Origin of the sequence: Legionella fallonii LLAP-10 (assembly GCF_000953135.1) — a bacterium.
Taxonomy (GTDB): domain Bacteria; phylum Pseudomonadota; class Gammaproteobacteria; order Legionellales; family Legionellaceae; genus Legionella; species Legionella fallonii.
Map to the genome: position 1 here is coordinate 3,383,396 of NZ_LN614827.1, position 23,138 is coordinate 3,406,533.

A 23,138-nucleotide genomic window follows, 5' to 3' on the forward strand; every position below is an offset into this window, starting at 1 on the left:
CATGTAACCCTATGCTAAGAAAGACATAAGGACATGATTGCAATACAACAAATTGTCCCAATAAACCAAACTGTTGATCTTAAAGCAGCCAAATTCATTAAGTATAAAAAGACATAAGTAAAGCGCGAAACAATATAAATAACTGCCAAAACCTGAATGGCTAAGGAAACATGATTGGTTACCAACGCAGTTAAAACAGCGGTTGAAAATACGGTCAATGATTCAAAGCAATTTTGATGCGCCGCAACGGCTCTAGCTCCAAATCCCTGTAAGCTAGCCTGTTGTAATCGTGGATGCTTGTTATCGTAGCCTCCCCTGGCTTTCTGCATCGCATGCCCGACAGGTAATTTGACTAAATAAGGTAAAATAATAGCAATAAGCAAACAAATAATTAAAGTGGTCATTATAACGCGTTCCCTAAATAATAGACTTCATCATAATGGGATTCCAAGCTCGGTTCAATTAAGCTCCCCCTCTCTTTCTCTTTTTGGCCTTTTCGCCGCAAATACTCACCCTATTTCCTCCCTGCTTTTTAGCCATATAAAGTGCCTCGTTAATATGGATGATCAAATCATCTAAATCTTTACCATCAAGGGGATAAACAGCAATCCCAATAGAAATGGTAATTTCTGCCATACGCTCACCATCAGTTTCTATAATCAGGTTTTCTATAGACTGACGCATCAATTCAGCTTTTGAAGCAGCATCATCAAGAGATGATTCACGCAAAAAGAGTAAAAATTCTTTTCCTTGCCATCTGCAAATAACATCACTTTTTCGGCATTGATTATGTAATTCAAGACCAACTGATTGCAGCACTTTATCCCCAACAACATGGCCATACTTATCATTAATTCGTTTAAAATGATCTATATCAACTAGCACTATAGAAAAGGAGGAGGAAGTACGCTCTGCTGTAAGAAGTTCTTTTTCCAAATACTCTTCGAAAAAACGTCTATTGTATAACCCTGTTAAGGCATCATGAGTTATTTGTAATCTTAATTCTTCTCTTAAATTAATATTATAAAGGGTTAGACTAATTTGTTCGGCTAAAATTTGGAATAAATAAATTAACCGATTGCTCAAGGACTCTTCTTCTACATCTATTTCCATATAAATCAAACCAAACATGAGTCCCTGAGCATACAAGGGGTGACAAATGCAAACCGCTATCTGTTCCAGATCAGCCCCTACATGTTCACAAACAACTAATTTTTCATTACGAGCGACTTGGTGCATTTTGCCACGTAATAAAGCCCAGCAATCTGATTTCATGATTTCAGTTTGGTGAGAAATGGGACTTCCCCAACAGTAGGTTTCTTTAAGCATATTGCCATTGTCACTATCAATAAAATAAATAACGCCAGAAGTAGGCGATAAAATCATTTTGATAAATGTAGATATGGGTCGAATCATCTCATCTCGAGAATCACTGGATTGTAATACACTCATCAACTCTTCCAGAAAACCCAACTCTCTATTTAGCTTTTCTAAATTTAGAACCATTTGCTCTAGTTCTTTTTTCGATGCCCTTAATCTCTTTTCATTTTGTAATCGATAGAAAATATTAGTGGTGGTATGACTGGCTCCTACCAATTCCCCTCGTGCATTACAAATGGGATTAAAATGAATTTCAAAATCAAGGTCACTAAACCGTTTATCATCAAATGATTCTATAACCGTAAAAGGCTGCCCCTGAAGTGCCTTTTGCCATAGTGAAAATGATTTCTCTCGATTTTCAGGAGTCATTTTCTCCATTAAAACGCTAAAATTCATCCCTTTTTGTAAATTCACTTTCAACAATTTATAGATTTCTTCTTTATACGCATTATTAAAAGCAATGAAATTGTAGTTTAAATCCATGGCTGCAATTAAATCAGTGGAACCTTCCAAAATCCCATTTAATCGCTCATTAGTATCTGCCAACTCAAAACTAATATCATTGAGTTTAGCGGAGTGATCTCTCACCTGTTGCAGCACTCGAATGAGGAGTCCTGCTAGTAAGGCAATAAAAATTCCTACGAGCAAAGTCCCTAATGGTAACCAAGAGCCCATAATTTGCTGCAACAATTGATCAGAGGGCCATAGTTCAATTTGCCAAGTTTGGCCTAACAAAAGTAACTCCATTCGTTTCGTCCAATTTTTATGTAAATCGAAGTCCTTATTTTCTGAGTCATAAAGTAACTGTCCATCCGAATAAATTTTCAATTCATAATCATTCATCAACGAGCTATGGAGTAAATGAGACATCATAATTTGAGTATTGATTGCTCCAATAATCAATCCGTCGAACTGTTCCTTTTTGAATAGGGGACTGAGTAACATAATCCCCCTATCTCCCTTTATGAAATTGACTAAGTGACTCATCTGTAGTTGTCTTTGAGCTAATGATTTTTCAATCACTAATCGACTCTTAGGATCCCGCATTAGATTAAAGTCTTTCATCCGCTCATTACCTGTTTCAGGAACTATCCAGCGAACAATATAGTCTTTATCTGCCCAGGCAATAGCGACATATCCTGGTTGATCCTTAATGTAATGAGTTGCATCGGCACGCCATGCATTCTCAAGAGTATTGTTCTGAGTCATCCAACGATAACTCATTCGTAAAAACGAAGAAGCGCGTTCTTGCATCGTAACACTCAGATAATCACTGATACTTTGTGTTTTTAACTGCAATAGTTTATTAAGATAATCATACTGACTTTTTACTAGAGATTGCCAACCACATAAGCTGATCACGAGAAAAACAAAGATAACTAATATGGGAGCAATAAAGCTTCTTTTTTCCCCCATTCTATTTTGATAAGTCAATGAAATTAAACCTAAACTTAAGATAAAGAATCCTAATTGGGTACTGAAAGACATTTTCATGCTATTGGGAATCCCATAATGCATAGTAAATGCTGCGATCAAATTGACTAGTAGAATAAGAATAAAACCAATAATTATTAAGTTAATGCTTACTTCGGCTTTTTTTTCGCTCACTGCGTAGGGATTAGTAAACCACAAAAGAATTAGCCCAATAAATAAAAATGATAAAGACGTATTAAGAGCCATGCGACCGGGATGGTGCACCAGTGTCGTAAAAAAGAGCCTAATAAATAATCTATCTAGACCCAAATCATGATTGAGAAAATATTGTAATGCGGTAAGTCCCGATAAAATTAATAACGAAAAAGTAAGCACTCGACTTATTTTTATTGCCGAGGTATTAAGTGCTATAAGTGATAAACCGCCCAATATAAAACAAATAGCGGTATTGTATTGCATTGCTATCCAATCAGGACTTATTTGGACAATAAACAAAAGATGCCAGTGCCAACCAATTATTACTGCCATACCAAGAAATACAGTAATACAGCCAACACCATATGTTATGAATTTAAGTAACCAATCACTCTTATTAGGCATTAAATGAACAACCCAATCCTAATTATTAAAAAACCCCTCTTAACCATTAATCACACCCTATTAATACAACGCCCTTTACCATCTTCCTTTGAATAAGGTTTCGTACTCCAAGCCAGCAACCGTAGGTTGGATCACAGACTAAATCGACAACACTTCGACAGCTATGTGCAAAAAATTTAATCAACACTCAAAATCACAATATTTAGTATAAAAAATCGACTATACTTAATAAATTATAGACAAACAAATCAATTTATTTTCAATTTGTTCTGTTTTTTAAAACACATTCCCACTTAAAACACATATGGTAAGTTGCTTCTACCCAACAATCTCTTCTGTTATGATAAAGCAAGAAGCGCCATATTTAGTGCATTGAAACTATAGGGATTAGTACTATGACACCAGATGATTTAAAGAAAAAACATAAGGGACACATTGTGTTGTCGTCTCATCCTGCCAGCCACACCGCGGCACCATTAAAAATCAAATGGTATGCAGAAAACCCTAAAGAGCGCGGGCCGGTTATAGCTTCTCTTACTAATATAAAAAACCGTAATGCAGTAGGAACTCACTCTGGCTCCTACTCTGTCTATCGTGCTCTTGCTGTAGCTGCAGGAGTACTTGATCCAGAACACGTCCCGGATCTAACCAACACAACCCCTCCTGTCGCTATAGGTCCTCATCATCAATGGAGTGAACCCGGAAAAATCATTTCCCTCGATCCGTGGGGCCATCTTGCTGCTGAAGTCTTCGCCAATGAAATCAAAGCTGGTTATGACATCCGGCCTACTATAGCCGTGACCAGAGCACATATAAATATTCCTGAATTGCATACCGCCATGCAAAAAGGTCGATTAAAGCCTGATGGTAAAATCTTGAGTGAAAATGGAGATGTAGTCGTTACTAAAGCAGCCATAGAACCTGTTTGGTATTTGCCAGGCATTGCCGAACGCTTCCAGGTTTCAGAGTCATTATTAAGACGTACCCTATTTGAACAAACAGCAGGAATGTTTCCTGAATTAGTCACACGCACTGATTTGGATGTATTTTTACCCCCCATAGGAGGTTTAACCGCTTACTTTTTTGGTGATGTAACTACCATTCATGATCCTAAAGTTGAATTAACGTGTAGAATTCATGATGAATGCAATGGTTCGGATGTGTTCGGTTCCGATATTTGTACCTGTAGACCTTATCTTGTTCATGGAATTGAATTATGTATAGAGTCCGCTCAAAAAGGCGGTGCGGGCCTTATTGTCTATAACCGCAAGGAAGGTAGAGCCTTAGGTGAAGTAACAAAATTCCTAGTCTATAACGCACGCAAAAGGCAGCAAGGAGGAGACACCGCTGCCAAATATTTTGAAAGGACAGAATGTGTGGCCGGAGTCCAAGACATGCGCTTTCAAGAGTTAATGTCCGACATACTGCACTGGCTAGGCATTACTAAAATTCATCGTTTTGTATCCATGTCCAATATGAAGTTCGAGTCGCTGCAACGTTCAGGAATCAATGTCGTAGAACGAGTTAAAATCCCTGATGAGCTTATCCCCTTGGATGCCCAAGTTGAGATTGATGCTAAAATGGCTGCAGGTTACTATTGTGCCGATGCGATTGTGGATATCAACGAGTTGGCAAAACCCAAAGGACGGGGTCTTAATGAATAAAGAAGAACAACCAGTGGATTCAGTGTTAACGCAAATACGTGATCCCAAAACAATACGCTTACAAGCCCACCGTATTTTAGATCTGGCGAAACAAGATCAATTGGAGCATTTTGCTCTCGATTTAGAAAAAATGACATCCACCGCCTCTTTTGTTATTGATGTAATTAAAGAACAATATCCTGATTTTAATATTCCCTACCATAGTCGTTGGCGACACTTTGAAGCGGGAAATGTAGCTCGAATTAGCGCGATGCAAAATAAACTATCATCGCTCTCGTCTGATGAATTGGGGAAAATCCTTTATGAGTTAGTGATCATCAGTGTGTTTCTGGATGCTGGAGCAGGTTCATCTTGGCGTTATTTTGATAAAGAAACGAATAAAGAATACAGCCGTTCCGAAGGGCTGGCTCTTGCCAGTTTAGCACTCTACCAAAGTGGTGCTTTTAGCCATGACTCAAAAAATCCTCTATGCGTTGATGCTCAAGGCTTACTGAACTTCAATGAACACGATTTACTGCAAGGATTTCAAGTCACCCCAACTAATCCTCTTGAAGGAGTTAAAGGACGTGTTGCCTTACTCAATCGTCTAGGTGCTACGTTGCAACAAAAGTCTCAATATTTCGGTAACGAAGGCCGATTAGGGAACTTTTATTCTTATGTTAGTTCGTTAAATACCCATAACACGCTTTCAGCAACAACACTATTTCAAGCCGTTCTAAATGCCTTTAGCGACATATGGCCGGTACGATTAACATTTCATGATGTATCTTTAGGCGATGTATGGATTCATAATGCATTGAAAACAAACACCCCGGGCTCTGAATATGTCCCTTTTCATAAACTATCACAATGGCTATCTTACTCTCTCATTGAACCACTTGAGCAAGCAGGGATTAAAGTAACTGATTTAGAACAGCTTACGGGGTTACCCGAATATAGGAATGGGGGATTACTCATTGATAGCGAACTATTACAGGTAAAAAATAAAAATCTTTTACTTCAAGCACAAGATCCAGGCTCCGAAGCCATAGTCGAATGGCGAGCATTAACGGTCTCTTTGCTCGACGAAATTGCTGTACTAATCAGAAAACAGCTACATATGGATAGCTATTCCCTACCCCTAGCCAAAATCCTACAAGGAGGCACCTGGGAGGCAGGTCGTCGCATTGCCAAAATGAAGCGAGTACAAGGAACTCCTCCCATCCAAATCATTAGCGATGGAACCATTTTTTAAAGGAGGCCAGGTCATTGACCTAGGTATTGAGTTAAGGGGAAATTAGATAGTTATGAGCAAAAGGCCTTGAACTGCATTTAGGATAATCACGATAAAAATTTGAGATTTCAAAAGGAGTAATAATGGATAACCCAGGTGTTGTTGTAATCACTCATCCCCTCATTCAACATAAACTAACAATTATGCGAAAAAAGGACACAAGTACTGTTAAATTTCGCACACTAATGCATGAAGTCAGCATGTTACTCGCTTATGAAGTGACTCGCGATTTAGAGATAGAATTTGAAGAAATTGAAACTCCATTAGCGACTATGATGTCTCCTGTCTTAAAAGGTAAAAAACTAGTGTTTGTTTCTATATTACGTGCAGGCAATGGTCTGGTAGATGGCATGTTACAATTAGTTCCTACTGCTCGAATAGGACATATAGGCTTATATCGGGATCCCAAAACCTTAGAAGCTGTTGAATATTATTTTAAACTCCCCGAACACACTCAAGATAGAGATGTTATTGTTGTTGATCCCATGCTCGCAACTGGAAACTCTGCGATTGCAGCAGTCAAAGAAATCAAAGCGATGAATCCTAAATCAATAAAATTCCTTTGTTTACTTGCCTCCCCTGAGGGTGTTGCGGCCTTTCACGAAGAACATCCAGATGTCACTATATACACAGCAGCTATAGATACAGAATTAAATGAACACGGATATATAGTTCCTGGTTTGGGAGATGCCGGCGACAGACTTTATGGGACTAAGCTCGCTCATTAATCTCGCCACTAGTCTGAGTGCCAAAATAGGTTGAATCATTTTGACTTATAAATGCCAGCTCAAGGGATAAATGAGGTAGATTTCCCCCTCTCCCTAACCCTCTCCCTCAAGGGAGAGGGAATAAAAAGAGAAATAGTACTTCAATGCCCCCAAAAGTCCCCTCAACCATGCAAGTTTCTTTTGCAAATCGATAATGAATCGCGGCAGAGGATAAGAAGTGGAGGAATACGTCGATAGAACGAAAAGTCCCTTCGCCCGCGCAAGGAGTTATGTTTGGAAATCGATAATAAATCGCGGGAGAGGGTTAGGGAGAGGGCCTCAGATAGCTTTTTAGTTCTTAACCTAACAGCCATGAGGCATTTTGACCCAACATACCTTTTATTGACTCAAGAGCCCAATTTACTTTCTACCGTAAAATTAACGTCAGTTTCGGATAAGGAGGCTAGTGTCTAGCATCTCACCAGCACGAACGATTCACATGTAGGTAACATTCTTATCCGAAACTGACATTAATTTAAGAATACCGTTGCCATCCAGAAACTTGCGCCGAAGGCTCCCCTGAGCGCGGCACAATGCGCCTTGAGGGAGATCCTTCGCTGTACTCAGGATGACAACATAATAGGCGGAGAAGATCGCTTAAATTTTAAAACTCAACTCTTCTACGTTTTCCTCTGTCTCTACAGGAATAACCTCCGCAACATCCTTGAAAAATCCGGGGCGAGATGGTCTTTTTGTTACAAACTGTTCCAATTCGATCACTACATCAGAATGACAATCATGCTCTTTAACCTGCTCAGCATTTAATGGTTCAAGCTCATTAATTGCTGCGGCATAGTCAAAAGCTGTATTATTATAATCTTCGCTATCAAGATTCTTACTTGAAACATTAAAATAATTAGTTCCACTTATAAAATTAAGTGTGGCTTTTACTCCATTAAGGACAGCGAAATATCCAGCAACTATTCCATCAACGACATCACGACAGAATTTAATAAATGAATACGTAAAGTTTGAAACATTAGTACCCCACCATAAGGGTCGTAAAATGTGTGAATTAACTCGTTGCAACGCTTTAACAATGTGCTGATTGGAATCTGCATTGACTTGCCCCGCAGCGGCCATTCCATTTTTAATACCTTGAATATAAAATATTTTTCGTGAAAAACCGCTAAAAAAGTTATAGTCACTACCTATTCTAATGTCACGTAACTCTTCAGAGACTCTATTAATCAGTTTAGGATCTGTATCTCTTCCCTCTAGCCCTTTGCGATCTTGTTGATGATAATAACAATGGCAATCTAGAACTTCCTCAAAAAGATCTTTAATCTGCTCCATCATTTTTCTAGCAGGCAATTTTTCTAGGGCATCCGTTTTTACGTCTTCCGGTAGTACTAAAAACTGGTTAATCAACGCCTCTTTATCCTGTCTTCTGATCACGTCGATAAAGGCCAACAACTGCTTCGCTTCTTCTGCAGGTTTTGCTTTATTCATCGCCTCAAACAATACTGTAATGTCCTGTTCGTCAAGAAATCCTATTACTTCATCAATGACAGCAATAAATCGCTGGTGAAATAGTATAGGTGTCATACTATTAGCCACAGATGCAATCACCTTAGTTGTATCAAGAGCATTTTCAGATTGCCTTATCTGTGACTCAATATAATCCATTAAAGAGTCAGCTCGTTCATCCATAGGAGTAATTGCACTCAGACTAGGATCACTAGTTCTAATAATCTCAAAAATGGATTGTTTATCCAAAGAAGAAATACCTTGAGCCAACATTTTATCAACAAGCAAAGCCACATGCTCTGGAACATTAATATAAGCCATTAACAAGGAGAAATCCTGAGTATTTAAGACATCCTTCATCAAATCGCTAAAAGCAGAACCTCTAAAAAAAGCAGTTAAACTAATTTTTTCCACTTCTTTAGCTAATATTTCAGCAGAGTCAGCTGCTTTCGTTTGGGGATGAACAATGTCTTTCAAAACGAATTTTGATTCTTCAGGGACTAATTGATTGATTAACGTCAGTGCGGTTTGTTTTTTCTGCTCATTATCCTGTTCCCAAAGTGTGCCCAATATATTTGAATTTCTGATAATGAACTCATTCAATGTCTTATCATCTTTTGACATAGAAAGAAATTGCTCTTTATTCACATCATCATTGATAAAACTAGCCAAAATAGGCAGTAAGCGATGCGATACTAATTGCGCATATTTACCTTGTACCGCCGGATCTAATGCAGCCAAAGGACTAGCAGCAATCTCCGCAGCAAAGCCACTCAACGATTGAGTCGTTCGAGTCAATGCTTGTTCAGACCCCAAATATTCAGTATCGAAGTGTTTATTTAATAACTCCAATAAGTCCTCAGAAGACAGTTCAGACGCCCCATTTGCTTTGGCCTTATCAATTAAGGCTCGAGCCACAGGCAACATTTCTCTCTGATCCTCAGTTATTTTAGTCTTTAATTGCAACCATTGGTCATAAGGAAGCATGATTGAAATAGTGTTAAGAAAAGCGTCACTACGTAATAAATCAGCAACAGCCGTATCATACAAATATTCCGGTTTTAAACTCCATGATGTAAAGGAAAACAATTTTCTAGCTAAAAGACTAGTAATGCTTTTTTGCATAATTTCTTGTAGTTTCTGGGCAAAAAATGCCTTACTCTCCTCAATCTGCTTGGGTATATCGATAGGCGAAGGTAAAGGGCTAGAACAAAGTTTTGAAAAAATAAAGCGGGGTAATTCTTCTTTATTATTTTGCATCATAGCCAATAATTCCTTTCCATGCTCCTTGATTAATTGTTTAATTTTCAAGAGATCAGAGGCTTCATTGAATAATTTGTCTCGACTTTCCAAAGGATAAGTATTCACGAGTACAGGGACTAGCTGTTGCTGAATGAGAGTACTCAATCGAACAAGGCGCGCTTCATCCAATGATTGGAGTAAATTCCCGGTAGTCTCTAGTTGTAGCGTATTGAATTCGTTTAATAAATTTTCTACCGCCTCATCCAGTCGCTCACATCCATCAATTTTAAAGTAACTCGTTAATTCAGATAATAAAGACTCTGGAGAACTTTCTAACTCTTCATTAATTATCTTGGTCAGGTAATGATGCACGAACAATTGAGCATTCTGTTCTTTACCAAGAGCCTGAGCTATACGTTTCACATTTGGATAAGTGATAAAAGAAGAGAGATGTTTGAGAAAATCTCCCTTTAAATAATTTCCCAAGTGAAGAGATAACTCTGCCTGAGATTTAGGATTATGAAGTAGAGTTTTTTCTGGTTCGCGAGCTAATACGCCCTGAATTTGCAACAGGCTCTTAGGATAATTTACGATGTCTTTAATAGACAAATCATCTAAACCTGGAATTTGTTGTAACAAAGCGAGTACAGTCGCTTCAAATTGAGCCCCGCCACCGGCTAAAATTGCCGTTATGGTTTTCGTATTAGTCTTAAGTAAAGTGACTAAGTGAGGAAAAGCAGCTAAGGCAGCAGCAACTTTTTCTTTTTTAGAGTCAGTAACCATTTTAACTAGAAGCGGCTCAATGCATTTTTTCTGATGCATTGCAAACTCATCTAATACTTCTTGTTTCACATAGGACTCTAAGTTCTTTGTAATATGAGATGTTACTCCAGTGACTTTGCGGACTAGCCAATTATTAAATTCCAATGCTGAAGACAAATTGGAAATAATATCTTTAAAGCTTGTTTTTGACAGAATTTTTATATAAACATCATCCGCATGCTTTGGCGATGTTTCATGTTGCTCGGCGGTTCTTGTTCCGAACCAGGAATACTGATACATCTTCCAAGCAGCCGGTATCCGTTTCACCGCGTAATAGCACTCAGAGAGAAAATTAAGTATATGACCTAAGAAAGAAATGAATATTGATATGCTATAGGGTTTATTAATACGCTCTATTTCCTGATTAATACCTTCCATCACATAACTGACAACGCGAGTCAATTGCGCACGACTAAGCTCAAGTTGGTGGCTGTTTTTATTATTTATTTCACGAAGAGCCTGAGCAATATACTTCAATACATGTCGTTTTAAATGCTCCGGATTTAACGTATCGTCCTCACCTTGATTGGCATGAATCCAAGCAATTATTTTTTTACTAACATTCTGTCCCAAAATCTGAATAGATTCTTCATTGAATTGTTCTTGAGATTTGAATAATGCGGGATAATAATCATCACTTTGCAAATTATCCAGATCAAATACCCCATTCTCACCTCGCCCTAAACTATGAATATAAGCAGGTTCAATAGTGTCATCTAAGCCACGATTTCGGCCTATTCCCTGAATTTGTGTCTCAGGGCTATTAGTAGGACTTAATCTATGTTCTGCAATATTAATTACAGTATGTAAATTTCTATCACTAAATCCTTCTGTTTTTTTGTTACTAACATAGACGCCAATAAAACCTAGCCTAACATAATTGTCCGCGACTTCTTCTGAAATATTTAAATAATTGGGAGTAAATGCAGTTTCAGAAGAGGTATCGTTCAAAATTTCTAAAGAAGTATGTTTTCTTTTTTTTGCGTCACTGACTGGGATGCCATTATGATCGTATAAATTATAAGTTCTCTGCTCTAATCCAGAAAATGGACATGATTCTTTCACCGGAGTTTCTGCATCACTCATCCCGGCCATCAAGCCCATTATTAAGTGAGAATCGGTATAAGTCGCAAAATTTCTGGAAAATCGGTCATCTTTCCGCTTTATTTTATTCACTAAGCCATCATATAAAGACCAATTATCAATAAAATCTTCTAAATCTTTCTCATTTTCCTCTGGAGAACCTGTAAAAGTCCCATTGAGCATACTGTTCATCACTTTAGATAAACCAGCGAGTAACTCACCTAAAGCATGAGCCCCATCTGCATCAATTTCCTTTGCTAATTTTTGTTGATAATAGTCTGCTGTTCTTAATGCAAATTGACTAATCACCATCTGTTTAAAAGCCTTCATGTCCTTCTTACGCAAGCGATTATGTTCTATCTCATCAAGTCCGGTAATATCAGTCAAAACATATTCAATCAGATTATGAAATATGTTATCTCGCAATTGTTGCCTCAAGCTTTTATTCATTAAGCTATTGCCAATCTCATATTCATCTTCTTTTAATGAGCTCAAATAATTATTTCTTTTATCCCTCTTATCCTCACTAACTACTTCAGCTTCAGCATCAGGTATTCCAAAAAAACGAGCAACGTCTTCTCTTTCAATTAGGTTACCATTACGGTATACGATGCTCTTATCTGAGTAAGGTTGTTCTAAAGCATGACAAAAATTAACTAAGTCTTCATTATCATCAATGATACAAAGCATTTTTCTTGCTGCAGGAACCTGAAAACGCCAACGTACATTTTCCTCACTCTCTTTACGATAATAATAAAAAGGTAAGTCTTCAACTAAAGACACGGCAGCAGAGCTTTGCTCTTCTTGAATGGAGTTAGTTAAGCTCAGCAAAATACCATTGAATATAGTGTTCCAAAAATCAGCCGTCCAAAAACGAAAATCTTTCAATTGATTTCTATCAGAAACATTGCGTGCATGATGAGTTAATAATCGAGGGAATTGCCCTTGGCCTGCTTGCTGCTTTTGACCGCTGGACATGATAGCCACTGGTTTATTACCAGATAACTCATAGGTTTCTTTATTAGGAGTAGCGCTTAAAAACATCGATAGTTTTTGTTTCGCTAATTCAATTAAACGAACTCGGCGACGCTCTACTTGCATAATCAAATGTTGTTCATCAAATACTAAAAACGTCTGCTCTGGATCTGCATCGATTAGCTCCTGATAATGTTCATCGAGAAGATGCTCCGCGGAACCAATAATTATGCTCTTTTTACCAGAGGGTTGCGCCATAGACTTCATTGCCGCTTTGGCTTGAGAATCCGGCTCTTTTTCCCCTAAGGTAAGTATGCTAGTAACAAAATTATCCGGTAATAAACGCTTTAAATCTTTTTTGAATTGCCCGACTAACTTACCTGGAATAGCAAAGACCCCATTATTATCTGAGAGAGATAAAATCAGCATCCAAAGAGCTTGAACAAAGGTTTTCCCTGTACCAGTAGCTAAAGCAACTAATAAAGCACTAATATCTTCTTCTGACTGAATTTTTTCAATAATATTATGCAAGGTTACAAGGTGAGTACGATACAAATCGACTTTTCCTATACCACCTATTACATACTGCTCATTAATTCTACTGCTTACTACCGATTTACCACCAGCCCTAGGAACTTCCAAGATAAACTCTTGATTGGCTAGTAAATTAAGCACTTCTTCATCGTCATAGTCAGCAATTTTTTTAACTACTGAGTTTGTAACTACGTTTAGGGGACGAGACAATTGAACGTTGAAGGTATTATTGTTTCCGGGAGTCAAAACTAATCGATAATTAACATTATTAATTAAGACAACTTGATCATATGTTTGGTTCGCTATAGCCTGATTACATAACTCTTCAAGACTCATTCCACTGGAAGCGGTATTAAATACTCTGGTTTTAAAGAAATCGAGAGCAGTATAAGCCAAGTATACTGCCTGAGCAGAAGCCAATAATTTCTTTTTGCTGTTGTCAGTTAATTTCATAGCGCCTAATAAATTTTGAGAATAATGCGCGAAATTATAACAGACTAGTCTTAATAAAATCTTAAGGTTTTATTAATGAACCTTAAGATTTTGCATAAAGTAAAACTGAAAGTGTCATCGTTTAGTTATCGAAACGATATTCTATAGACCTCTAAAAGATCTTATGAAAAATTAAATAACACCAAACCATTGTTATCTTGACCGTTACTAATATTACAAAGCCAATCAACAACTAATCGTTGTTTTTTCAAAATAGGATCAAAAAAATCCACATGAAGAGTCGCTGTGTTATCCTCAAAAACACTTAAACGACCAGTTAGAGTTAAAAACTCCCCTGATGGATGCTCTATAGAAATTTTCATGGACGTGGTTACAGTATCGATGAATTGATTATTAATGCTGTCTTTGGCATGAAAATAGTGAGTAAAATTAAATCGTGTTGTAGCCCCTTCTAGCCTTCTCATCACTTGAGTTTGAATTGCCGGTTCAGTTACTAGACAATTATCAAAGTGAATAATAGCCCTCACATCATCGCCATTCTCAACGGCTTGTACTAGTTGAGGAAAATTAATGATATTAGTGGTCAGTGCATTTGCATTAGTTAATAAAAGTAGTGATAAAGCAGCAGCTACAATTGATTGCCAAATTCTCATTTGTATCCTCCGTGATTCTATTTTCATTTATGCTCTCTTCATTGCATGGCAATGATGACCAAAATCCTATATCTATCAACCGAAGAAAAATATATATTAAGTCTATAAATTATATATCGGTTTTGCTACTTTTTCCCTTTTATTTAGACATATTACGAAAATTCGTTAATAATAGCTATAAACAACATGCCAGTTTGGTCCCAATCGAAACTGATTAGATTTCTTGTATAACTCAGAGGAAAAATGAGCTACCTTCACCATCTATTCGATATGATTCTGCATATCGATATTTACTTAAACAGTTTTGTTTCACTCTATGGATTTTGGACATACTTGATATTATTTGCTGTCATTTTCTGTGAAACAGGGCTCATTGTCACTCCGTTTTTACCCGGGGATTCATTGCTTTTTGCCGCAGGGAGTATTGCTGCTCAACCAGGCAATTCACTTAATATTTTAATTTTACTCACCTTACTCTTTTTAGCTTCAATATTGGGTAACCAAGTCAATTTTTTGGTTGGTAGAGCTATTGGGCCACGCATCTTTACCGCAAAAAGCTCTCGGTTGCTCAATAAAAAACATTTAGAAGAAACTCATGCTTTTTATGAAAAGCATGGTGGTAAAACTATAATTTTTGCACGATTCCTACCTATAATACGCACCTTTGCCCCATTTATAGCTGGCATAGGAAAAATGGACTCTATTCATTTCACCCTTTACAACTTAATCAGTGCCTTATTATGGATTGGTAGCCTGTTAAGCCTTGGGTACTTCTTAGGCTCGCTCCCTGTAGTAAAAGAGCATTTTTCCATAGTCATTTATGGGATAATTTTTATTTCACTACTACCACCTATATTCGCTTTTTTGACACAAAAGTCATCAATCTGTTCTTCAAAAAATAATTGAGAGCGTTCTTTGTTGGGCTTTGGCCCAACCTACTTTAAACCAGTGCTATTCCCTAAATGTTTATGTCGTCCACTTAAGCTTTTATAACGTAGTCCGGATTACGACTTCATCTAATCCGAGCGACACATCCTTAAGTGAACACCATTGCGCGAACACTTACTGTTTACATTGCACATTCTAACAACTCTAGATTGACGTCTAAAACATTAGATACTTCGTCTAATATTTCATCAAAATGCTCTGAAGTATATTGCAATGTTGGTTTAGGATCCTTTAATAACTCATTTAATAACATAGTTCTAAATGAATGAGGATAAGTATTGCCATTGTTATTAGTATTGGATAAAAAAGAAACTAAAAAAAACTTTGCCTCATCAAAACTATCAATCATCAGAAACTGAGTAAGAAACTCTCGAGCTCTTACTCTTCCAGTATTACCATGTCTATGAAATAAAGAGAACCAAATGCTGTTGCTATAATTAATATAAGAAATAGCGGCTTTTGTAGCAACGTCTCTTAAAAACTCTATTGATCGTTTTTCAGATTCAGACATCGCTGCTGTTTTTTCAGTAGTTTCACTCCATTCCAATCCCAGTAATTTTGCGTTTTGTTCCAGTTTCTCTTGCTCTTTCTTTTCAGCCAATCGCTCCAATTCAAACTGCTCTGCAGTTAAAGAAAATCTGACCTGTTTTATAGCTCGACTGTCTTTAAGATTTCCCTTACCCCCTTTTTGAGATTGCTCAAAGAGTAAAGAGGTGTCTACAGTCTCTTCACCAGAGGTCAATTTAGCTCCATCGGTTACCCTTCGCAAACTCGGAATCAGCGCTTTTAACTCAATTGCATACGTCACCTCAGTAGTCCAGTGAGCGTTGTTCACATTATTAATTGTAACGGTATGGCGTCCCCGAACATCTCCTTTGAACTCTTGAACAGGCACTAGATTTTCTAAGGGGTGGAAATTCACCTCAAACGCTCTGGCTAAATAATCTAAATTGAGATGAGTCCCCCAAAAAGCATCTTGAGTAATCGCTGCCATAGCTTCAACTACAGGTGCTCTATTAATTGGCAATCTATCAAGAGTTATGGATTTAGGAGCAACACCCCCGCCATAGATTAGCGACAAAAATACTGGGACCAGAATTAAATGTTCAAAATTCTCTCTAACGTCACCTCTCTTAATTCTCAAAATTGCACGAAGAATTGCATCTGAGTCAGCAAGCTCATTAAAACGTGCGTCGGTCTGAAGGTTATAATAAAACTCAGCGAATTTAATGTACGTACTGTTACCAACTATAATCTTATATGGATTGTTAGGATCGGTATAATTTTCAGGATCACAGCATGCTCTTTTTAATTCATTGAGCTGACTAAAATGAGTTATTGTTCTTAGTGAACGCTGTAATTGATATAATAATTCATTATTAGGTCTGTTAAAGTTAAAAGAACAAATCGCCCCAAAATGTTCTGCTATTGAAGGATCTAATGCAACCCATCGCTCGAACATTTTTTTATTTTTATAAACATTTTCCTCTTTGATGATATTAATTAGAGCGATTGCAAAAGCATAAAATGCACAATCCCCCCCGCCAGGGTTATCAACAATTTTGCTACGAATATTTATCTTTGTTCCCGCAATCGCTTCTAACTCCGACTCTGTTGGAGCGGCAATTTCTATTTTCGCTTGAAATCCCTGATTAACAGACATTTTCAATTTTCTATCGACACGATTAATGAAATCTAAGTTCATTTCATCAGTTGCTACATGCCAACTCTGATTATCATATTGCAAACTAATCGTTGTTTTCTCACTTAAAGAAGGTTCAGTTCGGCTACCCAATTTTAGATCTGTTCCAAAACCTGGAGCTACTTCGACTAAATTAAGTTTTAACGCAGCAACCATTCCGCTCAAATCATCAAAGCAATACACTTGCTGATGCGCTTTTTTAGCAGTGTGAAAGTGAGGTTTTATAGAGGCTCGTAGGTCAGAAAAATCTGTGGCAAATATCGTGTAAATCTCTTCACTGGTTAAACCTGCCAAGTGTTGATCTAACTCTTTTTTATGCTGTTCTTTTGCTTTTACTTTTTCATCCGCAGTTAAATCAAAAAACTCGGGCAATAAAGTAGCAAGAAATTGCTCCAAATAACGGAGAAGAGCTCTTTGTAAGGTAATGAGTATGTTGCTTCGTTGTACTAGCTCTAGCCCATCCAATTTAGGTACTAATGATTTTGTCTTTTGGTCAAGAATTGTTAATTCATGCCAAGGACTACCTGATCTAATTTTATCTTTATTTTCTAGTACTAAAAGATTGAGCTCTTTTAAAATCTGCTCATCTAAGTTTGTTGGATAGTGGTGATTTAATTGCAATAAAACAGGAGCCAAAAGGAGCTCCATATCTCGTGAGTCATTATAAAAAGCAAGCCATGACTTTAGATTATCCCAAGTTTTAGGGATAAATTTGGGGTAGCGCTGAGCAAAAATGTCAAGTAACTGTGTATATGCTGGAGAGTCTTTTTGAGCATCAAGAGTACCAGCCAAGATTTCCATACCCAATCCAATGGCAAGTGCATGAAACAACCCTCCTCCATCCCTAGACGTTTTAACTATCACTTTAGCCATAACCTTTCTCCATATATTGAATAGACTGCTTTCGAAACTCGCTGTATCGAGCGAAGTGCGAGAAGGAACTGAACGCCAGAACCGGAGCATATGACACCGTACCGACGAAGCAATTCGCCGATACAGTAGCGTTCCGGAAGAAGTCTAATGTCTATCACCCCACCTTTATGATCACATATTATTCTACAAGATAATATAACAATCAATAATAAGTGGATTAACTTGCATTCAAAAAATTGATTATCCACCGCGCAACTAAATCTGCATCCTCATGTAACTCTAGAGATTTCACTCCACGTTCAAACTCTGCTTCATTCAGAGTATCTTCTCTTGAGACCATTAAAGCGCGGGAATAAGCTTTAGTAAATTCTGGATGGCCTTGAATAGTAAAAAAGTGCTCACCTACTTGCACCATATAGAAGGGACAAAAATCATTATACGCCAAAACCTCTGCCTCCTCAGGCAAATCGATCACCTGATCTTGATGGCTGACCAAGACATTAAAAGAATGTTGCTGGGGCTTCATCCATTCTTTAACCTGAACAACAGTATTTTGTGACATTCCAACGCCCCAACCTTTAGGAGATTTAATTACTGTACCACCTAATGCTTTTGCAATTAATTGATGACCAAAACAGATCCCTATTACCTTTTTTTGGACGACATGCAATGAACGAATAAATTCCTCTAATTGAGCTATCCAAGGGAATCCATCATTCACTCCATGACGGCTTCCAGTGATAAGATAAGCATCGGCAGCATCAACATGAGAGGGCAACTCCCCTTGTTCTGCATCAAAAACGGTAAATCGAAGATTGGGATCCACAGAGCATAAAAGAGAAGCAAACATTTGTGGATATTGACCATGTTCTGCTACAAACATATCACTGACACTATCACACTTTAAAATTCCAAGATTCATTAATATTCCCTCCATCACGAGCGTGCATTGGACTTAGCTAAATTAAAATTATCTCTTAATATTAGAATAGGGGCAATTGGCACGGTAGAGGTCTATTCTGTGCTGGCCCTTAATGGCTGAAAACCTTGATTACATTGCGTTACATCAAGGCTACGTCGGCTAAAAATTCCTTCGTTGTAGAGAGCCTTAAAAAGATATCCCGTCCTTAAACTGACACCTACGACTCTCCCCCGAAAGCGGTTTTAAGAATATTCTTATATTCACCTTGGGTAAATAATATGGGATTAGAACCCGCTGCTGCATCCTCAGTCGCCATCTGGGCAATACGTTCAAGATGAGTATTATCAATACCTATTTGCGCTAAGGTATGTTCGATTGCCAATTCCATACGTAACTGTAAAATCCAATCCATAAACCCATCAAATCCATTATCCAAAGATAAATAAACCGCCAGACGCCCTATTTTTTCTTCAATGGCCGAGTGATTTGCTGTTAAAACATAAGGCATTAAAATGGCATTAAGCCGGCCATGATGAGCATCGTATAAAGCGCCTAAGGGATGGGCAAGCGCATGCATCGCTCCCAATCCTCGTTGAAATGCCGTAGCTCCCATCGCAGAAGCAACCAACATCTGTGTTCGTGCTTCTAAATCACCACCCTTTCTATAAGCGGTTATTAAATTTTCTTTAATTAGTCGTATCCCTTCTAAAGCAATACCCTCAGCCATAGGATGGTATGATGTAGCGCAATAAGCTTCCAAACAATGAGATAATGCATCCATTCCAGTAGCAGCGGTCAGATGTGGAGGTAATCCTGCGGTCAATTCAGGATCAAGAAGCACCAGAGAAGGCATCATATTGGGATGAAAAATAATTTTTTTTATTTGTTTCCCTGTATCTGTAATCACTGATGCCCGCCCTACTTCTGAACCAGTACCTGCCGTTGTCGGTAGAGCAATAACTGGCGCCATAGCGGCTACATTGACTCTTTTCCAATTATCACCAACATCTTCAAAATCCCAAAGAGGGCGATCTTGTCCTACCATTAACGCAATTGCTTTAGCCGCATCTAAACTAGACCCACCACCAAAGGCTATAACTCCATCATGCAATCCAGCACGATAAGCATCAACACCGTCACTAACATTCTCACCTGTGGGATTTGCTTTGATACGACTAAAAACACCTATTGCTAAATCTGCAGCACGACACTGTTGAATTATCTTACCTACTAATAATGAACCAGCCAATCCCGGATCAGTAACTAATAAAGGAGCCTTCATTCCTAGCTCTCTGCAAGCTGCGGCCAATTCACTTACCCGACCAGCCCCTACTCGAATTCGAGTAGGATAATTCCAATTAGCAACAAAGGATTGTTTCATTGTCTTTTTCCTTTTTATTTAACCCATCGTATCCTCAGTGAGAAAGTTCAAATTGAGTTAGGATGATTTATTTTTATGTGGAATGACTTAGGACGAGTTAGCGTTTCATATCCTATTGCTGATAGGGTACATCCTCGCCCCGAATTTTTTACACCAGTCCACGCTAAAGCCGGATCTAAATAATCGCAACGATTAATAAAGAAAGTCCCCGTCTGCAACTGCTCACCAATAGCAACTCCTTTCTCTATGTCTTGGGTAAATACGGCAGCGGTCAAACCATAAATGCTGTCATTCATTAGATGAATCGCTTCATCATCGCTGCTCACTGACATAATACCAACAACTGGGCCGAAAGTTTCTTCGGTCATAATGCGCATATGGTGATTGACTTGAGTCAAGATCTGGGGTGCCATATAAGGGGTTCCAGGAGCATCCATTGCAAAATCGTTGCTATTAATATGAGCTATAGCGCCTTGTTCTAATGCTTCTTTTATTTGCTCTCTGACAAAGTCTGCAGCAGAAGCACGTACCAACGGCCCCAAAGTAGTTTCAGGATCATTGGATCGCCCTAATTTATAAGTGTTTACCAACTCCACGGCTTTTCTAACAAACTCGTCATAAGCTGATTGATGAACATAAATTCGCTCGATACCACAACAAGACTGTCCGGAATTAAAAAATGCTCCATCTATCGCTGTTGCAACGGCATAATCTAAATCAGCATCTGCTCGTATGTAAGCCGGATCTTTGCCGCCTAGTTCCAGACCAACATTGATGAATCGCCCTGCTGCTGCCTGCTCCACCAATTTTCCTCCAGCAACCGAACCAGTAAACGCAATGGCGTTAATCTCTGGCGCATATAGTAGTTGTTCTGTAGCACTATGTGTCAGATGTAAGTATTGAAAAACACCTTCCGGTAAACATGCTTTTTTAAATGCCTGGTCAAAACGCTCGGCTACTAAAGGAGTTTGTGCTGAATGTTTGAGCAACACCACGTTGCCCGCCATAATGGCAGGAATAATCGCATTGACAGCGGTAAGAAAAGGATAATTCCAAGGAGCAATCACTAAAGTAATGCCCAAAGGTTCTCGCTTAATATAACGTATAAAACCTTCTTTATGAGGTAACTCTATGGGGGCCAAGGCCGATTTAGCCTCAGCAATCATATATCTTGCTCGTTCCTCAAATCCTCTAATTTCGCCTTGAGCGTAACGAATAGGTCTCCCCATTTGCCAACAGATTTCTTCTGCTATAGCCTCTTTATTAGCTACAATAGCATCAACTGCTACAGTACAATATTCTTCTCGTTCTGCTAGAGAAGACAAACGCCAGAATTTCTGCGCCGTTTGTGCTTTAATCAATGCCTCAGTTACCTGTTGTTCACTCGCATAAGGGCGTTCAACATAGAGAGAGTTGTCGATAGGCGAATAAGTTTTAAATGTTTGGGTCATGTTTTATCCAATATTATTTAACAACAATTGTTACTTGTTTTGAATTAACGTCGGTTTCGGATAAGAAAAAAATAACTTATTGAAAAACCAAATAAATCTTTAAATAATCTCAAAATAACGATCTAACTCCCAATCAGTAATATGTTTTCTGAACTCTCGTTCTTCCCATTCACGAGATGCGGCAAAATGAGCTACAAACTCTTGTCCAAATAAAGCACGAGCTGCGTGCGAAGATTTTAAATTTTGTGCGGCATCCCATAAAGTTTGCGGTAATCTTAGCTCTGGGCTATGAGTTTGCTCATAGGAATTACCTTTTACTTCTGACTCAGGCTCTAATTCATGTTCAATTCCATATAAGCCAGAACCTATAGCGGCAGCCAAAGCAAGATAGGGATTAGCATCTGCGGAACCCAACCTATATTCAATGCGTTGTGATTTTTCGCTACCTGGAATAAGACGTAAAGCAGTGGTTCTGTTTTCTACTCCCCAAGTAGCATCAGTTGGTGCCCAATAACCAGGAACTAAGCGAGAGTAACTATTAATTGTTGGAGACAACATCGCCAAAAACTCTGGCATTAGTTTTTGTTGACCCGCAAGAAAATGGCGTTGAATCTTGCTCATATTATGGGTACGATCTGGATCATAAAATGCAGAATGACCATTTTCCTTATGTTTTAAAGAAATATGCATATGTCCGCTTTGCCCTGGATAATTGGGCGACCACTTTGCCATAAAAGTCGCCATTTTATTATTGCGTTGGGCTAGAACCTTCATAAATGTTTTGAACAAAGCAGCTTTATCGCCGGCTGCTTCAGCGGAGTCTACAGCAATAGCTGCTTCAATAACCCCTGGCCCTGTTTCAGTATGTAGCCCTTCTATAGGAAAATCCATCGCCTCACCCATATGCAGAATTTGATGGTAAAGTTCTGCATGAACGGTATTACGGATAATTGAATAGCCAAAATTATCTGGAGTAATTGGTTTTAAATTACGAAACCCTTTGGTGCGAACACTATCAGGCGTCTCATCAAAAATAAAAAACTCATATTCAAGTGCTGCATAAGCGTCATAGCCCATCGCTTGGGCTTTATTAAGAATACGTTTTAATACGGAGCGTGGACAAATTGCTTCGGCACCGCCCGAAAACTCAGCCATAAATAATAAGTGATTGTCTTCAAAAACTATGTCTCGGCAACTGGAGGGAATAATGCGAACACTGGCATCGGGATAACCGGTATGCCAACCAGTATACTGCACATTATCATATAGTTTATCTTTGGAATCCCAACCCAAAATGACGTCACAAAAAGCAAAACCATGATCTAAAGCAGAAAAAAATTTATTGCGGCTCATATATTTGCCAAGCATGACCCCATCTACATCAAAAATACCCACTTTCACGTGAGTAAGTTGTCTTTCTTCCACAATACGCTTTGCGTCTTCAACTGTTTTAACTTCTCTTGGAGTCAACATAAACTATCCTTGTAAGTTATTGGTGTTTCGCTATTATG

The 23,138-nt window shown here is 38.2% G+C and carries 13 protein-coding genes; 4 read left to right on the forward strand and 9 right to left on the reverse strand.

The features are described 5' to 3' along the window. Positions 1 to 14: 14 nt before the first annotated feature. Together LFA_RS14155 and LFA_RS14160 are read right to left on the reverse strand one after the other, a co-directional pair. Positions 15 to 404 carry an MAPEG family protein gene (locus LFA_RS14155; protein ID WP_045096753.1) on the reverse strand — a complete coding sequence of 130 codons (390 nt, stop codon included), beginning with the start codon at positions 402 to 404 and terminating at the stop codon, positions 15 to 17. A gap of 58 nt (positions 405 to 462) precedes the next feature. Next, positions 463 to 3,414, reverse strand: a complete 2,952-nt coding sequence (locus LFA_RS14160; protein WP_045096754.1) for a sensor domain-containing diguanylate cyclase — start codon at positions 3,412 to 3,414, stop codon at positions 463 to 465. 395 nt (positions 3,415 to 3,809) lie between these two features. Here LFA_RS14160 and LFA_RS14165 point away from each other — a divergent pair, with 395 nt between their 5' ends. From LFA_RS14165 to upp, 3 genes are all read left to right on the forward strand, one after another. After that, complete coding sequence (locus LFA_RS14165; protein WP_045096755.1) at positions 3,810 to 5,078, forward strand: GTP cyclohydrolase II; 1,269 nt, start codon at positions 3,810 to 3,812, stop codon at positions 5,076 to 5,078. Further along, positions 5,071 to 6,312, forward strand: coding sequence for a URC4/urg3 family protein (locus LFA_RS14170; RefSeq protein ID WP_045096756.1), 1,242 nt, complete (start codon positions 5,071 to 5,073; stop codon positions 6,310 to 6,312). The genes LFA_RS14165 and LFA_RS14170 overlap by 8 nt, the downstream gene beginning before the upstream one ends. 122 nt (positions 6,313 to 6,434) lie before the next feature. Further along, positions 6,435 to 7,079, forward strand: a complete 645-nt coding sequence (upp, locus tag LFA_RS14175; RefSeq protein ID WP_045096757.1) for a uracil phosphoribosyltransferase — start codon at positions 6,435 to 6,437, stop codon at positions 7,077 to 7,079. Positions 7,080 to 7,715: 636 nt separating this feature from the next. On the opposite strand, the gene LFA_RS14185 is transcribed toward upp, so the two are convergent. Beyond that, a complete protein-coding gene (locus LFA_RS14185; RefSeq protein ID WP_045096759.1) occupies positions 7,716 to 13,697 on the reverse strand; it encodes a DEAD/DEAH box helicase family protein in 5,982 nt (1,993 codons plus the stop codon). Between the two features lie 161 nt (positions 13,698 to 13,858). Beyond that, on the reverse strand, positions 13,859 to 14,350 hold the full coding sequence (locus LFA_RS14190; protein ID WP_045096760.1) for a hypothetical protein: 492 nt from the start codon (positions 14,348 to 14,350) through the stop codon (positions 13,859 to 13,861). A 243-nt stretch (positions 14,351 to 14,593) separates the two neighbouring features. Between LFA_RS14190 and LFA_RS14195 the strand changes: the two genes are divergently transcribed. Further along, positions 14,594 to 15,256: a DedA family protein gene (locus tag LFA_RS14195; protein ID WP_045096761.1), complete on the forward strand. Its 663-nt coding sequence runs from the start codon at positions 14,594 to 14,596 to the stop codon at positions 15,254 to 15,256. A 163-nt stretch (positions 15,257 to 15,419) separates the two neighbouring features. Here LFA_RS14195 and LFA_RS14200 read toward each other — a convergent pair whose 3' ends face one another. The 5 genes from LFA_RS14200 to LFA_RS14220 form a co-directional block, all read right to left on the reverse strand. After that, positions 15,420 to 17,873, reverse strand: a complete 2,454-nt coding sequence (locus tag LFA_RS14200; RefSeq protein WP_045096762.1) for a hypothetical protein — start codon at positions 17,871 to 17,873, stop codon at positions 15,420 to 15,422. Positions 17,874 to 18,090: 217 nt separating this feature from the next. Next, positions 18,091 to 18,795, reverse strand: a complete 705-nt coding sequence (locus tag LFA_RS14205; protein ID WP_045096763.1) for a glutamine amidotransferase-related protein — start codon at positions 18,793 to 18,795, stop codon at positions 18,091 to 18,093. 217 nt (positions 18,796 to 19,012) lie between these two features. Beyond that, entirely contained in the window at positions 19,013 to 20,176 is a 1,164-nt protein-coding gene (locus LFA_RS14210; protein ID WP_045096764.1) for an iron-containing alcohol dehydrogenase, read from the reverse strand. 47 nt (positions 20,177 to 20,223) lie between these two features. Next, positions 20,224 to 21,627, reverse strand: coding sequence for an aldehyde dehydrogenase family protein (locus LFA_RS14215; protein WP_045096765.1), 1,404 nt, complete (start codon positions 21,625 to 21,627; stop codon positions 20,224 to 20,226). A gap of 99 nt (positions 21,628 to 21,726) precedes the next feature. Next, positions 21,727 to 23,100 (reverse strand): glutamine synthetase family protein, encoded by a 1,374-nt coding sequence (locus tag LFA_RS14220; protein WP_045096766.1) that lies wholly within the window; start codon positions 23,098 to 23,100, stop codon positions 21,727 to 21,729. Positions 23,101 to 23,138 lie beyond the last annotated feature (38 nt).

Bases quoted from the DNA above. Each gene is read 5' to 3' on its own strand.
- LFA_RS14220 (WP_045096766.1), bottom strand. From the start codon at position 23,100: ATGTTGACTCCAAGAGAAGTTAAAACAGTTGAAGACGCAAAGCGTATT.
- LFA_RS14165 (WP_045096755.1), top strand. From the start codon at position 3,810: ATGACACCAGATGATTTAAAGAAAAAACATAAGGGACACATTGTGTTG.
- LFA_RS14205 (WP_045096763.1), bottom strand. From the start codon at position 18,795: ATGAATCTTGGAATTTTAAAGTGTGATAGTGTCAGTGATATGTTTGTA.
- LFA_RS14185 (WP_045096759.1), bottom strand. From the start codon at position 13,697: ATGAAATTAACTGACAACAGCAAAAAGAAATTATTGGCTTCTGCTCAG.
- LFA_RS14170 (WP_045096756.1), top strand. From the start codon at position 5,071: ATGAATAAAGAAGAACAACCAGTGGATTCAGTGTTAACGCAAATACGT.
- LFA_RS14215 (WP_045096765.1), bottom strand. From the start codon at position 21,627: ATGACCCAAACATTTAAAACTTATTCGCCTATCGACAACTCTCTCTAT.
- LFA_RS14195 (WP_045096761.1), top strand. From the start codon at position 14,594: ATGAGCTACCTTCACCATCTATTCGATATGATTCTGCATATCGATATT.
- LFA_RS14200 (WP_045096762.1), bottom strand. From the start codon at position 17,873: ATGGCTAAAGTGATAGTTAAAACGTCTAGGGATGGAGGAGGGTTGTTT.
- LFA_RS14155 (WP_045096753.1), bottom strand. From the start codon at position 404: ATGACCACTTTAATTATTTGTTTGCTTATTGCTATTATTTTACCTTAT.
- LFA_RS14160 (WP_045096754.1), bottom strand. From the start codon at position 3,414: ATGCCTAATAAGAGTGATTGGTTACTTAAATTCATAACATATGGTGTT.
- upp (WP_045096757.1), top strand. From the start codon at position 6,435: ATGGATAACCCAGGTGTTGTTGTAATCACTCATCCCCTCATTCAACAT.
- LFA_RS14190 (WP_045096760.1), bottom strand. From the start codon at position 14,350: ATGAGAATTTGGCAATCAATTGTAGCTGCTGCTTTATCACTACTTTTA.
- LFA_RS14210 (WP_045096764.1), bottom strand. From the start codon at position 20,176: ATGAAACAATCCTTTGTTGCTAATTGGAATTATCCTACTCGAATTCGA.